Genomic DNA, 15385 nt, shown 5'->3' on the forward strand with positions numbered 1-15385 from the left:
ATTTATTGTTTCGGAACTTCGTCACTTCCGTGACGAGCGTTCCCGCACATCTGGCTTTTTTCCTTACTTACATTGTTTAGTTTTCAAGGAACACTCGGCTGTTCTCAGCCTGCTGCCGTTTGCGACAACGCGCATGGATGCGCTAGTGTCGAGGGTGTGCCATGGACGGCACGCTTACCCGAGACAGCTTTTATATATTACCACAACCATTTCGGTTATGTCAACATATTTTTTTGCGCGCCGCGGGCTGGAAACTTTTAACGCTGTCCATTTTCATTTCCAATAAATTCATTAGCCAAAGGAAAGGGAAATTGAACATATGTACTAGGCACTTCACCAACAACAACGTATTCGGCGACTGGTACTTGTGTATTCACTGCAACACTTTTACTAACTAACGGCACAACAATTCTAATTTGAGTAGTTGCCAATAAATACACCATATGACGGGTCTGATTAATGCCGGCCTGTTCAAACTTATCTACTACTTTTACCTGAACAGTTCCAACCGGGATAATCGTTACCGTAATCTTGGGTCCCATGCTTGCTAACAGCTGACTTCCTAATACTTGACCTATTGGGATAGTAATCTGCTCCTCTGTTATATTTTTTAAAGAATCTTGAACTTTTATCGTTGTATCTGCCGCCAGTTTATTAAATTCCATTGTGTTGGGCTGTATTAACACAACCCGTCCCCGGCTGTCTACTTTCACTGCGACCAGAGTTTGTGGATCAACACTGTTGCTGATATTCTCATTAATAACATCGTTAATTGATTGTGTCGCAATCAAGGTTGCTTTGGTTTCAGCAATGGCTAATAACGTTGGCTTTAAATGACTTTCTACTACCCAAAACCCAATTAAAGCTGTTATACATAAAATGATGATTACAAAAGACCAGGGCGGTACAGTTTTTTTTCTACGTACGGCGAACCTCATTTTTCTTCCTCCCTGTATGATTCAACGTTTGCCCGGTTGACAAAAAATTATACGTAAGGCTCATTTATTATATGCACTATTGCAGCGTTCGTGAATTGAAAATAAATCATTCCTCAAGTTGACTTTTGAATTTCCATTTAATTCTGCTGTCGGCAGGATTTCGCTTGCCCCGCGTATAATTATTTTCATTTAATTATAGATTTTGGGGGATTTTAACCGTGTCTCTACAGACACACTATGCAAATGTTCGGTACTTATGTGGCAATCTAATATTTATGGTATAATTAAGAAACATATTGGATTCTAGGAGGTTAAACATGCAAAGCAATCGTAGCGGTGACCACCAAAATGGTACCCATCATCGCTCAAAAATCAAATATTCCAAAGTTGCATTTGTTTTGCTGGTAGTATTTGTTGTCATACTCACTGGGGCTGGTCTTGGATTTTTAACTGCCAGCATCAATACTCTGCCTAGCCTAAAAGGTGATATTCGTCCTCCCGCCGCTTCGCAGATTTATGATAGTAATGGTAAGTTAATTGCAACTACCCGATCGGTTGAAAATCGGGTTCCTGTTAGCATCAATAAAATCCCAAAAGATTTACAAAATGCTTTTGTTGCCGTAGAAGACGCTCGCTTTTATCAACATGCCGGCATCGATCCCCGGGGAATTTTACGGGCTGTTTGGTCAAACGTAACTGATCGCGGCGTATCCGAAGGCGGAAGTACAATTACCCAGCAATTAGCAAAAAATGCCTTACTTTCTCAGGAAAGGACCTTGAAGCGTAAAATTCAGGAAGCCTTTTTAGCTTTACAAATCGAACGCCAATACACGAAAAATGAAATATTGGAATTATATCTGAATCAAATTTATTTCGGGCAAGGCGCATATGGGGTTCAGGCAGCCGCGCAAGTATATTTCGGTAAAAACGTAGAAGATTTGAACTTAGCCGAATGTTCCATGCTTGCTGGAATTCCTAAAAGCCCGAACTATTATTCTCCTATGAACAATCTAAAAGCAGCTCAGGCACGACAGGCAACCGTTCTGGAGCAAATGACGAAATACAATTATATTGATCATAATAGCGCAGTCAAAGCGGAGAATACAAAAATCACATTAGCTCCCCGCTCCTCCCACTCCGGCAATGACGCTACTACAGCCTCTTATTTTGTTGACTATGTCACTCAGCAGCTGATTGATAAATATGGTGCCGATGCCGTCTATAAAGACGGCCTGAAAATTTATACTACACTCGACTTAGATATGCAGGCTGCAGCCGAACAGGCTATGAAAAATTTGCCCTCCTCCCGCACTGACGGTAACGGCATTAAGCAGCCGCAAGGAGCTTTAGTAGCAATTGACCCGCATACAGGTTATATCAAAGCTTTGGTGGGTGGACGCGGTGACGACCAATTCAACCGAGCGGTAATGGCCGAACGCCAACCTGGTTCTGCCTTCAAGCCTTTTGTTTATCTGGCTGCAATTGAAAGCGGTATGAATGCGGCATCATTTGTGCAAGATACCCCCGTAAGCTTTGGAAACTGGTCCCCGGTTAACTATGATCGCAAATATCGTGGCACTGTATCCCTGCGCACAGCCTTAGAGGAGTCATTAAATGTACCCACAGTCAAACTGGCAAACCAGGTTGGAATTGACAAACCACTATACTATGCACAGCAAATGGGCATTTCCACGCTGGTTCTGCAAGGCCCAACAAACGACCGCAATCTTGCATCGTCTATTGGCGGTTTAACTCGCGGTGTAACCCCGCTGGAAATGGCAAGCGCATATGGGGTTTTGGCAAATCAGGGCGTACGAGCCGAACCGATAGCTATTATTAAAGTGCTGGATCGAAATGGCAAGGTGCTCGAACAGAACTCCCCCCGCGAAAAAGCGGTCATTAATGAACGTAACGCCTATACTCTCACGGATATGCTGAAGGGTGTAATTACTCGCGGTACGGGGACAGCAGCAAATATAGGACGTCCAGCTGCAGGTAAAACCGGGACAACCGATGACAATAAAGATGCCTGGTTTATTGGTTTTACACCGGATCTTGTCGCAGCTGTATGGATGGGATACGATAATGACGGTAATTTAGGCAGTGTTACCGGCGGTACTATTCCGGCAAAAATTTGGCATGCCTTTATGATTCGGGCGGCAGCTAAATATCCGGCTCGCGATTTTATCCGGCCAAATGGTTTAGTGATTCCCGAATCCACGGAAGCTGAAGATAAATCGAGTACTTCTGACGGAACTCAGCCAAATGCGTCCAAAAATGAAAAAAAAGACGCTAAAACACCGGAACAGGGAAAACCAGCTGAACATAATGCACCGTCAAATGAAAAGACTTTACCTTTATTGCCCGCTCACTCCGATAAACCATCCGCTCTCCCTCCGGCAAAATCGGATAACAATAAACCGTAAGGAACGCAACCGTGAATAAATTTTAAATCGTACAAAAAAAACACGCATAACAACGCGTGTTTTTTTTCTTTTTGCATATACATTTACTATAAGCTAGTAGAAGTATCTTCTTCAAAGAAGAATAACAAGATAATGATAATGATAATAATCCATAGACCGCTGCCGCCAAAACCACCGCAACCAAAACCGCGCCCCATAGTTAATCCTCCTCCCCCTAATAGTGTAACAAAGTTCGCAGACTCCTGATTACCTCTTCCATGTAATATATGGAGTTGATTTCATATCGGTTACTGCAGGATAGTAAAAAGTTCAAGAACACACTCCAGCGTTTTCCCGGTACCGTAAGTAATTATGAAAGACTAGGAGAATTTTCTTCGAAAAAGAACAATAAAATAATAATGATGATAATCCACCATGAACCACGTCCCCCGAATCCGCCACAATGTCCTGCCATTGAAAATACCCCCCTTAACTGTATCATTTTTAAGGGCGTACCGCCCACCCTTCTACTTTTAATATATGGAATAAATTGTTGAAGTGTTACTCCGCTAAAAGTACATTTTTATTGTAACAAGCGCCGAATATGTTTTGGCGCTTCTGCCGCTGCTTTCACCGACTTCATCGTATTATTAATCACCTCAGTAATATTGCGAACTGCATCAATTTTATTAGTCATTGTGTCTATTCGTCGATCCATTTTCACGTTATCAGACGCCAATGTTAAAATGATGACCATAACTTGGAAAGTAAAATCCGGATTAGTGATCACCCTCCTAAACAATCCCGCTAAATTCCCAACTGGCTGAGCCGTTATTACTGCGGAATTATCCATTGGTTCGTCCTTTACGGTAGTTTGGTGAACGGCTGACACTACTGTTTCATTATCTTCTATTCTTGTATGACGTTGCCGTAACCGCATCTGATCATCCCCCGCCATAGAATTATTTCTTAATCTAATATATGACGTATAACCAAAATCGGTTTCTATTAGGGTATGGACACACACAAATTTGTATAATGCGCATAGATTAGCATAAATAAACCCCGGCTTGCACTTTTAAAATTTATCGGGAGGTGTGATTTTCTTGTTGGAGCAATTCGGCAATGTAATGGAAATGGTTAAAAAAGTTCAGCAAAATGTCGGTAATTTACAAGACAAACTCAAAAATGAGCAAGTAGAAGTGTCCAGCGGCGATGTAATAAAAATAACAATGAACGGACAGCAAGAGGTAATCGCGGTTCAAATAAACAGTCAGTATCTGAATCCGGAAAACGCGGCGCTGCTGCAAGACCTGCTGGTAGCCACTGTAAACAACGCTCTGGTAAAATCCCGTGAATTAAACCAAGCAGCAATGAATAAACTGGCAGAAGATATGAATCTGCCAAAAATCCCTGGTCTTTTTTAAGGAGGGGGCACCATGTCAAACGACACCCCGGATAAATCACTTATACAAACTATCACCAGGATGATCGACTCTTTTACCAATGACAGCATGAATTCCGAAACTTTTATTAGCGCATTATCATTACTTTGCCTGCTCTCCATCCTGAATCGTTCCCAGCCAAGCTCCGTACAGTCAGTTGCGCCCGCAAATCATATTTCTCTGCAAAAAATATTGGGAGAATTAACAAAGTCTGACAATAGCGGCGGCCCTTCTCCTGATATGTTAATGACATTACTCCCGCTATTAAACAGCCCGCAGTTGAAAGCAAAACTGAATCCAGCCAACATAACCGCCATACTAGGTCTTGTCAACAGTCTTGGCGGAAACTCTTCCGATAAACATGACGCTGCCAAACAGGATACAGCCAATGAAGCAAAACCGGAATCGCCCGCCGCAGCCGTAACGACTTCAGCGGCCAGTTCTTCCAGCGAAAAAAACATAGCGGAACCGGAGGAATCGGATAAAAAGCCATTAGGACGATATTTAAATTGGAAAAGTAACTTTTGAGTAAAAAAGCGGTGTGGGATTATTGTTAATTCCACACCGCTTTTTTACTCAAATACAATTTTCTTTTCACCAGTTCAACTATACACAGAGGGGTCCTCCTGTTACGACAAGCGGACAACAGTAGCGCCGTCGCCGCCTTCATTTACTTCACCGATGCTGATATCCCGAACCAGATGATGATTTTTGAGATAAGACCGAACACCTTTACGCAGAGCGCCGGTACCTTTGCCATGTATAACAAGGACTTGATGTAAGCCTGCCAATAAGACATCATCCAGATACTTCCCTAAAACTTCTTCCGCTTCTTCAACTGTCATACCGCGTACATCAATCTGCCTATTGACTTCATTAATTTTTGTAAACTGTATTTCCGTTCTTTTGACCGCCGCTTTCGTTTGCTCCGGCCGGCTTGTTAAACGGCAGGCAGTAAGTGGTACCGTTACTTTCATTGCCCCTAATTGTACTAATAAGTCACTATTGCCCACTGATAAAACCGTTCCCTTTTGCTGTAACGTAGTCACAAAGACGGACATTCCGGGCTGCGCTTGTTCCAATGCGACAGGCTGGGCTGTATCTTCTTCATCATCGCTTGTCAGATTTTCCAAACCTTCGCGCAGTTTGGTTCTGGTATTTTGAATAACCCGTTGCCTAGCCTGCGCATTCTGGGTAAAGGACTGAGCTTTCAGTTCGGCAATCATCTCTTCCGCGGTCCGCCTTGTTTGACGCAAAAGCAGCGAAGCCTCCCTGCGCGCCTTTGCCAAAACTTCAGTTTTATTCCGAAGCAGGTATTCCTGTTCGTTAGTTAGCTTTTCCTGCAATGCTTTGAGTTCTTGCTGTTGACGGGCAACCTCTTCCTGCTGCTGAAGATAGGATTTTTTCTGAATCTCGAGGTTGGTAATCACCGTCTCCAGTTCAGCATGCTCTGTGCTAATCATCTGCTTCGCCCGCTGAACAATGGAGTCCTCCAGCCCCAGCCGCCGGCTGATAGCAAACGCATTGCTGCTCCCTGGGATACCAATCAGCAGCCTGTATGTCGGTTTTAGCGTTTGTATATCAAATTCTACACTGGCATTTTCAATCCCCGGCCTGGAATAGGCAAATGTCTTCAATTCGCTATAATGAGTTGTGGCAATTGTTTTTACCTCAATCGAAAGCAAATATTCCAAAATGGCCATCGCCAGCGCCGCACCTTCATCCGGATCCGTTCCGGCGCCAATCTCGTCAATCAAAACTAAATCATGTACCGATACATGTTTTAGAATTTTAACTAAATTGGTCATGTGCGCGGAAAAAGTGCTGAGACTTTGTTCAATGCTTTGTTCGTCACCGATATCGGCAAAAACCTCTTTGAAGACAGTCATCTCGGACCCAGCGGCTGCCGGAATAAATAAACCGGCCTGGGTCATGAGTGTCAGCAGACCAAGGGTTTTAAGCGTGACAGTTTTCCCCCCTGTATTGGGGCCGGTTATCAGCAAAGTATTAAATTTTTTCCCGATATATATATCCACCGGTACCACTTTGTCTTGGGAAATCAGCGGATGCCGGGCTTTAATGAGCTTGACATATCCCTCCCGATTGATAATAGGTATGGAAGCGTTCATGTCAAAACTAAGCTTAGCCTTTGCAAAGGCAAAGTCAATTTGCGCCATAGCCTGACCATTTTCCCTTAAAGGTATGACCACCTGGCGAATTTTATCACTGATCACTCGAAGAATACGCTCGATTTCATTCTTCTCCGCCGACATAAGCTGCTTGATCTCGTTGTTTAAATTCACCACTGCCATAGGTTCGATAAAAACAGTAGCACCGCTGGCCGACTGGTCATGAACAATTCCGGGAAAGCTATGGCGGTATTCCTGTTTAACCGGAATCGCATAGCGGTCGCCTCTCACCGTTACCAAAGCTTCCTGAAAATATTTTTGATACTCCGTGGATCGTAAAATACTGTCTAATTTTTCCTTAACCCGGTGCTGCGCCAGCCGAATTTCCCGGCGTAGGCGCAAAAGTTCAACGCTGGCATCATCCCGCAGCGTTCCCTGCTCGCTAATCGTACTGTCGATCGCATTCTCAATATTCCGCAGCACGGTAATCGTCGCCGCTATTCGGGCCAAACGGGGAGCCGGCTCAGCCAGCTCGGCAAAAAAATGCCAAATACGCCGGGCGGCATACAAAGTACTTCCAATGGCCAACAGTTCTTCCGGCTCCAGGCTAGCTCCCAGCTCCGCCCGTTTGAGACTGGTGCGAACATCGCGAATTCCCCCTAAGGGAACAGCCGCAATCCCGCCTAGAATAGTCCTTGCTTCAGCCGTTTCACCCAGACGCTCTTCCACTATTTCTATTTCACTGACCGGCTGCAATTCTTCCGCCAGTTCCCGTCCCATAACCGAACCGGCCCGTTCCGCCAGCATGGCTACTATTTTAGGATATTCAAGAATATGAAATACAGCTTGTTCCATTTGCCTCTCCCCTATATTATGCCCCTAAAGTAATGACCTCTAGTAATGTTCTCATGTTCCAGCATACGCAGCTTATCCTCTACCAGCAGCGGATGCTTATTCCCCTGGTCAAGCAATTCCCGATATAGCTGAGTAATTTTGGCTAAATGAGCTGTGTCGCTCTTCTTTCCTTCAATCCGAATCCGCTGAATCCCCAGCTGACTGAATTTCACTACATGGGGCAGCATACTCAGCTCTTTGGCATTCAGAATATGCATACGGCAGTATTGATCGGCTGCCACCGGAAAAAGTTCATCCTTACGATCCTTTAACCAAAAATCTCTTTTGCCGCAGGGCTGACTGCATCTGCCCGTGTGCAGCTGCCCCAAATAACTGCCCATAGCGCAATATTCAGATACCATCAGCGTTATATAGCCGTGCACTAAACACTCTAAAACCATATTCGTACGACCGGCAATCTCCTCAACTTGACCAAAGGTCAGCTCCGGTGATAATGTCAGACTGGAAATATTTTGTTTGGCAAAAAAGTCAACGGATACACTATTATATATATTAAGTGGATAATCTCCATGCAGCGGTAGATCAATTTGCTCCTGAGCCAATGACAAGGTGCCCAGATTAGCAACACTGACTCCATCCGGCTGCAGCCGGTTGAATAACTCTAGTTCTTCTTTCAGTTCAGGCATCTGCCATTCTTTTACAATCCGGGGTGTGTTAAATATAACTTTTTTCCCTTGCTCATGTGTTTCAGTCACTGCCTGCTCATACTCAGCGGCAGTAATTCGTCGATGTAAAAACGATTCTCCGCCAAACAACAGGATATCCGCCCCATTTTCCAATGCCGCCTGCAGCTTTGGTATCGTATCAACATTAACAGCAAGCTCTGTCACTGCTGAATTCTTCTTATTGTTTATCGGTCTTGGTAAGATATCCCTTTCCCTGACAACAGTATCCGCCGGTAACGGCCGGAAAAATTTCTTTAACCGGGACTGTTCCAATGCTTCCACCGCCCGGCGCCTGGCATCGTTGATTTCACTAACGGGCACCATTACATTGCCGGAAATCCGGCAATCAAGCTGCTCCATCACGAAAGCGGTATTGCCAAGCCGCTCCACTTGCTTGGCAATCGTCGTTTGAGTTAACGGTCGATTCCTTGCTTTTTCGGCAATAAATGCGGTAGCTGCTTCACCTTTATTCCCGTCAATATCACGTAAGGTAATGCGTAACGGCTCTCCCTCCTCAACTTGTACAGTAATGGTTACCGGGATCCGGTGAATTGAGGTGGAATCGGCAAAAAAGTTTCTCGCCCGTTCCATCAGTTTGGCATCAAAGACCTTAAACACCCGGTCGTTATCCCGAACTCCTATCGGTGCGGGAATGCTCACTTCTGTACCTGCGGGAGCATGCGCTGCCAGCTTGCCATTCACATACATATCATGAATGGTGACACTGACTCTCCCGCCAACTTTCACCCAAAATTCAATAATATCCTCCATATTAAGCGGCTCATCTAGTTTAATCGTTGCCAGCTTTTCCGCCTGCCGATATGTCACCACTCGCCCAATGCGAACGCCGCGGTTATTCGGCCGGCGATCACTCATCATATAACGTCCCTGTTTTTTCTGCAGATACGCCGTAGTAAAATCCCGGTTAAAAATTTGGGCCAAATCCTTATTGTCTTGCTCATCCACTGCATAGCCCTTTTGATTTGCCAAAAAAGAATCAATGGCCCGCCGGTAAATATCCACAACCACAGCCACATATTCCGGCCGTTTCATCCGCCCTTCGATTTTAAATGACGTTACGCCGGCGTTAATCAATTCCGGCAATAAGTCAAGGGTATTTAAATCTCTGGGACTAAGCAAATATTCCCCGCAATCCGCTTGCGACAAAACATTGCTGCCGGTATGATCAACCAGCGTATACGGCAGCCGGCAAGGCTGAGCGCAGCGCCCGCGATTCCCGCTGCGTCCGCCGATCATACTGCTCATCAAGCACTGACCGGAATAGCTAATGCATAAAGCGCCATGAATAAAAGTTTCGATCTCAATATTCGTATGCTGGCAGATATATTCAATGTCCGCTAAAGAAAGTTCCCGGGACAATACCACCCGTTCAAATCCTATTGCCGCTAAAAGCTGTACTCCGGCCAAATTGTGCACCGTCATTTGCGTACTGCCATGAAGAATCATCTGAGGCACAATTTGACGGGCAATTTCTGCTACGCCCACGTCTTGGACAATAATGGCATCCACACCAATTTCAGATAAGTAGCGCAAATAAGTAATTAGCGCCGGAACTTCACTATTATCTACCAGTATATTTACCGTTACATGAACCAATACTCCATGCAGATGGGCAAAGCGTACCCCGGCGGCTAATTCTTCATCATCAAAATTCGGCGCAAAGGCACGCGCACCAAAGGCCTTTCCGGCAAGATAGACTGCATCTGCGCCGCTTTCTACCGCTGCAATTAAAGCTTCCCGACTGCCAACCGGCGCCAATAATTCAATCACTTGATTTCATCCCTTCTTTGTCTTTATACTCCTATTGCCGGAGCTAATTACTGCGGAAATCATCAGGTCAACGAAAAGAAGAAGGGACCGTCCCTTCCTCTGCTGTAATTCTTTCATAGTTTGTGTTGTGTTTTAACATAATTGGGCTGAACTTGTTTTTCCTGCTGCCTGATAAATTGAATTAGCTGGTGGACATCTGAAATCAGCTGATCAATTTTTGCCCATTGCTCACCGGCGGGACTGAGAGGGTTCTCCCGCATCGTTTTAAAATAACTTTCAAAATCCTGTTTGGTCAATGGCTCTTTCTCGATTTTCTTAATTACTGAAAAGACACCGCAGCTTTCCAAACGGGCCAGTTTGATATCTTTAAGATTAGTCATATCCATTCCCTGCCGATGGAGTTCCTGCCGCAGATCATCATAGTTAAATTGTGTTTTTACAAAATTTTCACGAATAATTTGACCATCCTGGATTAACGTTATTGGCGTTCCTTCAAACCATTTACGCAACGTTGTACTTTTCAAAGATAAATAAGCTAACAGCTGCTGTAATATGAACAAGGCTGCCAACCCTTCAACTCCATCAAGCATTGTCTGGTTTTTATCCATCGAAGCAGTAACAATAATATCGCCTATCCCCACCATGATAACAAAATCAAAAGGAGAAAACTGGCCTACTGTACGATTTCCCATTAACCGGACAACGATCAAAGCCACAGCAAAAAGCGCCAATATATGTAATAAAACCTGCCCAAGATCACCAATCGCCAACACATAACCACCCCTTTTGGTGGTATTATTGTCCATCATCAGGAGTGTTATACCCGTTACTTTTCTTCCTTCACCATTTGAATCAGCTGCTGGTAATCCTGCTCAAGCCGCAAAAAATCATCCGCAAGATTCAATGCCGCCAACACGGCGACCTTTGATGGCGACAGCCGCGAATCAGTTTTGGCTACCTGCTTCATTCGTTCATCTACCAGCGCAGCGATTCTTTTTACTCGCTCTGCTTCCAGATCGCCCTTTAAGGCATAGGATTCACCAAATATTTCAACCGTAATTTTACATATTTTTTCATCCATAATTTCACCTAATAGACATTATTCTCTTTAGTTTACATTCGCCTCACTCGCTGCAATTCCTGCATAATAAAAGAAAAAGCAGCTTATGTTTGCTTACATAAACTGCTTTTAACGATTATCGCTTAGCGCTGTTTCGCTTTAAATGTTTTCTCCAGACAAGCAACAATATTACCATAATGTTCATCGACTTCAACATCGGTTAAGGTTCTATCCGGCGAGCGAAAAGTAAGCGAGAATGCCATACTCCGGAATCCTGCCGGAACCTGTTCCCCGGTATAAACATCAAACAGCCGGACTTCACTCAGCAGTTCTCCCGCACTATCGGTAATGGCCTGAGAAACCCGCTCCCCTTCGACCTCCCGCGGTAAAATAATTGCTAAATCCCGGCCAATCGCCGGAAATTTTGGCAATGGCTGATAGCTTATTTGGGGCTCAGCTTGCCGAATTAAATCTTGAATCCTCAATTCAAATATATAGACCGGATGGCTCATATTAAAAGCCTGCAGCACTTGGGGATGCACTTCTCCCACTGTAGCTATAATCTGATCTTCCTTTCTAAAAGCGGCCGTCTTCCCCGGATGCAGCGACGGATGCGCTGCGGCTGCTACAGTATAATCTGTCACTCCCAATCGTTCCAGCAATACCTCGACCGCCCCTTTGGCATCATAAAAATCAACTGATTCTGTAGACTGATTCCAAGATATTTCATTTTTCTTACCGGTTAATGCGCCACATAACATCAATGGTTCCTCCGGCCAATCTTCCAGCGGCAGAGCCTGGGGCAAATAAACAGCGCCTAATTCGAAAATTTTCATACTGTCATTCTTGCGGGAGAAATTTCGAACAATCGTTTCCATAATTCCACCCAATAGCGTCGTCCTCAACAAGGGAAAATCATCCGTAATGGGATTAAGAATCGGTATAGCAGTCCGCCGATCGTCTGTCTGGGGAATGTTCAATTTATCCAACGTATCAAGATGGGTGAAACTAAAAGAAACAACTTCACTAAATCCGATTGCTGTCAATACGTCTTTTATTTTATCGACAATGGACTGAGTAGCACTCTGTCTTCCCTGGAGCATGTCACCGTTCGGTACATGAGAAGGAATTTTATCATAGCCGTAGATACGTGAAACTTCTTCTGCAATATCGGCAGGACCGCTAACATCGCCTCGCCAAGTGGGTATGGTAACGGTAACCTCCTTACCCTTTGCTGCCACTTCAAATTCTAAACTTTTCAATATTTGAAGCATGGTTGCAGCTGGAATATCGGCACCTAAATAAGTGTTGATCTGCTCGGGAGCAAAATGAATCTGTGTCGGAAGACACAGATCAGGATAATTGTCAATAATCCCCGGACACACCTTGCCGGCCCCCATATCCTCCAGCAGCTTGGCAGCCCGGTCAAGCGCCCGCACCGTATTCGCTGTATCGACTCCCCGTTCAAACCGGCCGGATGCTTCTGAGCGCAGTCCTAAGGCACGGGATGTCCGCCGGATACTGGCGCCATTAAAAGCTGCCGCTTCCAATAAAACCGTTTGGGTATTTGCCGTAACCTCCGTGGCTAACCCCCCCATAACGCCGGCGATTCCAACTGCCTGCACCGCATCGGCAATAACCAGCATCTCGGCGGTAAGTTCCCGTTTTACACCATCAAGGGTGGTAAGCCGCTCGCCTGGCAGTGCTTTACGTACAGTAATACTATGCCGTGATAATAAGTTGTAATCATAGGCATGCATGGGAAAACCTAATTCCAGCATTACAAAATTGGTTACATCCACAACATTATTGATTGACCGTATGCCTGCCGATTGTAGGCGATGTTTAAGCCACTCCGGCGATGGCCCTACTTTAACCTCTGTCAAAATTCGGCCTGTAAAGCGGGAACACAAATCAGGAGCATCAATCGTCACATCAACCAGATCATTTGTTTTTTTCTCACCGGTCTCCCGCAAATTCAACATCGGTTTTTTCACACTGCCGCCCGTTAAGACTGCAATTTCCCTGGCCAAGCCAACCATACTGAAACAATCGGCGCGATTAGCGGTAAGCTCAAATTCCAGCACTACATCATCCAAACCCAATATGGTCCTAATATCTGCGCCCAGCGGCGTATCGGCAGGTAAAATATAGATCCCTTCCTTATCCCTGGACGATAAAGTTTTGGCATCCAAATCTAATTCTGCCGCCGAACACATCATCCCGTAAGATAAGATTCCCCGAAGCTTACTGGCCTTTATTTTCATGCCATTCGGCAATTTAGCCCCTACTAAAGCAACGGGGATAATATCCCCGAGCGATATATTTCCGGCACCTGTTACAATTGTCAACTTTTCTTTCCCGGCGTCAACCTGACAAACCGACAATTTATCGGCATTCGGATGGGACTGAATATCGGTTATTCTTCCGGTTACCACATTTTCAATATTTTGCCCCAAATATGCAATCGTCTCTACCGGAATTCCTGCCATCGTCAGCTTGTCAGCGAGAACCTCGGGAGTCTCATTAAAATCGACATAATCTTTAAGCCACTTTATTGGTGCTTGCATAGTCATCCCCCTTTAAAGATTTTGCTCTATTTCCCAAATTAGAACTGTTGTAAAAACCGTAAATCATTATCATAAAAGAGCCTTAAATCATCAATTCCATACAACAGCATGGCGATTCGCTCCACTCCCATACCAAAGGCAAACCCACTGACTAACGCTGGATCAAACTTACTCATCTCCAACACACGCGGATGAACCATACCTGAACCTAAAATTTCCAACCAGCCGGTCCCTGAGCATACACGGCAGCCTTTACCGCCGCACATAACACAGGAAACATCTACCTCGGCGCTAGGCTCAGTAAACGGAAAAAAGCTGGGTCTAAACCGTACGCCGACTGTTTCGCCAAAAATTTCATGAATAAATAATTCCAGCGTACCTTTTAAATCGGCGAAACTAATCCCTTTATCAATAACCAGCCCTTCCACTTGAGTAAACATCGGTGAGTGAGTCGCATCATAATCCCGGCGGTAGACTTTCCCCGGTGCAATCATTCGAATTGGCTGGTTTGGCGTTGACGACTGCATAGTCCGCACTTGGACCGGCGATGTATGAGTCCGAAGTAAAAATTGCTCGGTAATATAAAAAGAGTCCTGCATATCCCGGGCCGGATGATCCTTGGGCAGATTTAAGGCTTCAAAATTATAATAGTCCTTTTCCACCTCAGGTCCTTCTTCCACGGAAAATCCCAGCCGCATAAAGGTATCTTTTATGCGATTAAGCGTCAAAGTCAGGGGATGCTTATGGCCGACATTTACTTTTCGGCCTGGCAGCGTGATGTCAATTTTCTCCGAGGCCAACCGACGCACCAGCTCAGCCTGCTTCAGCTCTTCTCCCTTTGAATGAATCAATGCTTCCAATTCGGCCCGTATTTCATTGACGATTTGCCCAATTCGCGGCCGTTCTTCCGGACTAAGACTTCCCATTCCTCTTAACAAGCTGGTTAGACTTCCCTTTTTCCCCAGATACTTAACTCTTAGATCATTCAATTGCTCTGCATCATGAACCTGAATCATTTCCTGATTTGCGGCTTGACGTAAATCTTTTAACTGCTTTTCCATATAACCCTCCTGAAGTAAAATAAATAAGCCTCCGCCCCAAGGGGCGAAAGCCTAACAACTTCCGCGGTACCACCCTAATTAGTACTCTCATTTTCTTAACGCGAAAAATACGTCTGCGCCTACACAGTGTAATCCCTTCAGCCAGAATACTCCGGAGCGAACTTCTGTCAGGCGTTTTTAGACCGCTCTCAATCTATGGCGGTATCTTCCCTGTAAACCCCCGCGCTAACATACTTTCTCCCTCATCGTACAGTTTTTATACCCTTGTTTATTGTACCATCAACCGTTTGTATACCAAATATGCAACTACAGAACCGGTAGCTTCAAACATTCTCCAAAAAAATTCTGCGGTCACCATATAAGACCGGACCTCCCTGTATGTTGTTGGAAATTTCAGGTCTTTACT

At 44.9% G+C, this 15385-nt stretch carries 12 protein-coding genes; 4 read left to right on the forward strand and 8 right to left on the reverse strand.

The genetic code is table 11. From position 1 onward, the window contains the following. Positions 1 to 286 (forward strand): hypothetical protein (locus ABFC84_17060; GenBank protein MEN6414449.1); only part of this gene is annotated, 286 nt, incomplete at its 5' end. On the opposite strand, the gene yunB is transcribed toward ABFC84_17060, so the two are convergent. Beyond that, positions 258 to 938: a sporulation protein YunB gene (gene yunB, locus ABFC84_17065; GenBank protein MEN6414450.1), complete on the reverse strand. Its 681-nt coding sequence runs from the start codon at positions 936 to 938 to the stop codon at positions 258 to 260. The two genes, ABFC84_17060 and yunB, sit on opposite strands and share 29 nt — an antisense overlap. Positions 939 to 1255: 317 nt before the next feature. Here yunB and ABFC84_17070 point away from each other — a divergent pair, with 317 nt between their 5' ends. After that, on the forward strand, positions 1256 to 3364 hold the full coding sequence (locus ABFC84_17070) for a penicillin-binding protein 1A (protein MEN6414451.1): 2109 nt from the start codon (positions 1256 to 1258) through the stop codon (positions 3362 to 3364). 562 nt (positions 3365 to 3926) lie between these two features. On the opposite strand, the gene ABFC84_17075 is transcribed toward ABFC84_17070, so the two are convergent. Next, positions 3927 to 4283, reverse strand: coding sequence for a hypothetical protein (locus ABFC84_17075; protein ID MEN6414452.1), 357 nt, complete (start codon positions 4281 to 4283; stop codon positions 3927 to 3929). A 157-nt stretch (positions 4284 to 4440) separates the two neighbouring features. On the opposite strand from ABFC84_17075, the gene ABFC84_17080 reads away from it, so the two are divergent. Then, positions 4441 to 4770 carry a YbaB/EbfC family nucleoid-associated protein gene (locus tag ABFC84_17080; GenBank protein ID MEN6414453.1) on the forward strand — a complete coding sequence of 110 codons (330 nt, stop codon included), beginning with the start codon at positions 4441 to 4443 and terminating at the stop codon, positions 4768 to 4770. A 12-nt stretch (positions 4771 to 4782) separates the two neighbouring features. Beyond that, positions 4783 to 5316 carry a hypothetical protein gene (locus ABFC84_17085; GenBank protein ID MEN6414454.1) on the forward strand — a complete coding sequence of 178 codons (534 nt, stop codon included), beginning with the start codon at positions 4783 to 4785 and terminating at the stop codon, positions 5314 to 5316. A gap of 101 nt (positions 5317 to 5417) precedes the next feature. Here ABFC84_17085 and ABFC84_17090 read toward each other — a convergent pair whose 3' ends face one another. The 6 genes from ABFC84_17090 to pheS form a co-directional block, all read right to left on the reverse strand. After that, a complete protein-coding gene (locus ABFC84_17090; GenBank protein ID MEN6414455.1) occupies positions 5418 to 7772 on the reverse strand; it encodes an endonuclease MutS2 in 2355 nt (784 codons plus the stop codon). Positions 7773 to 7783: 11 nt separating this feature from the next. Beyond that, positions 7784 to 10288, reverse strand: a complete 2505-nt coding sequence (locus tag ABFC84_17095; protein MEN6414456.1) for a DUF3656 domain-containing protein — start codon at positions 10286 to 10288, stop codon at positions 7784 to 7786. Between the two features lie 113 nt (positions 10289 to 10401). Beyond that, positions 10402 to 11097, reverse strand: coding sequence for a YetF domain-containing protein (locus tag ABFC84_17100; protein MEN6414457.1), 696 nt, complete (start codon positions 11095 to 11097; stop codon positions 10402 to 10404). A gap of 17 nt (positions 11098 to 11114) precedes the next feature. Then, complete coding sequence (gene zapA / locus ABFC84_17105) at positions 11115 to 11369, reverse strand: cell division protein ZapA (protein ID MEN6414458.1); 255 nt, start codon at positions 11367 to 11369, stop codon at positions 11115 to 11117. Between the two features lie 122 nt (positions 11370 to 11491). Further along, positions 11492 to 13918 (reverse strand): phenylalanine--tRNA ligase subunit beta, encoded by a 2427-nt coding sequence (gene pheT, locus ABFC84_17110; protein MEN6414459.1) that lies wholly within the window; start codon positions 13916 to 13918, stop codon positions 11492 to 11494. 38 nt (positions 13919 to 13956) lie between these two features. Continuing rightward, on the reverse strand, positions 13957 to 14979 hold the full coding sequence (gene pheS / locus ABFC84_17115; protein ID MEN6414460.1) for a phenylalanine--tRNA ligase subunit alpha: 1023 nt from the start codon (positions 14977 to 14979) through the stop codon (positions 13957 to 13959). Positions 14980 to 15385: the final 406 nt, after the last annotated feature.

This window comes from Veillonellales bacterium, from assembly GCA_039680175.1.
Classification (GTDB): Bacteria; Bacillota; Negativicutes; order JAAYSF01; family JAAYSF01; genus JBDKTO01.

Excerpts from the sequence above, each read along its gene's own strand:
- yunB (MEN6414450.1), bottom strand. The coding sequence starts at position 938 with ATGAGGTTCGCCGTACGTAGAAAAAAAACTGTACCGCCCTGGTCTTTT.
- ABFC84_17070 (MEN6414451.1), top strand. The coding sequence starts at position 1,256 with ATGCAAAGCAATCGTAGCGGTGACCACCAAAATGGTACCCATCATCGC.
- ABFC84_17075 (MEN6414452.1), bottom strand. The coding sequence starts at position 4,283 with ATGCGGTTACGGCAACGTCATACAAGAATAGAAGATAATGAAACAGTA.
- ABFC84_17085 (MEN6414454.1), top strand. The coding sequence starts at position 4,783 with ATGTCAAACGACACCCCGGATAAATCACTTATACAAACTATCACCAGG.
- ABFC84_17090 (MEN6414455.1), bottom strand. The coding sequence starts at position 7,772 with ATGGAACAAGCTGTATTTCATATTCTTGAATATCCTAAAATAGTAGCC.
- ABFC84_17100 (MEN6414457.1), bottom strand. The coding sequence starts at position 11,097 with ATGATGGACAATAATACCACCAAAAGGGGTGGTTATGTGTTGGCGATT.
- zapA (MEN6414458.1), bottom strand. The coding sequence starts at position 11,369 with ATGGATGAAAAAATATGTAAAATTACGGTTGAAATATTTGGTGAATCC.
- pheT (MEN6414459.1), bottom strand. The coding sequence starts at position 13,918 with ATGCAAGCACCAATAAAGTGGCTTAAAGATTATGTCGATTTTAATGAG.
- pheS (MEN6414460.1), bottom strand. The coding sequence starts at position 14,979 with ATGGAAAAGCAGTTAAAAGATTTACGTCAAGCCGCAAATCAGGAAATG.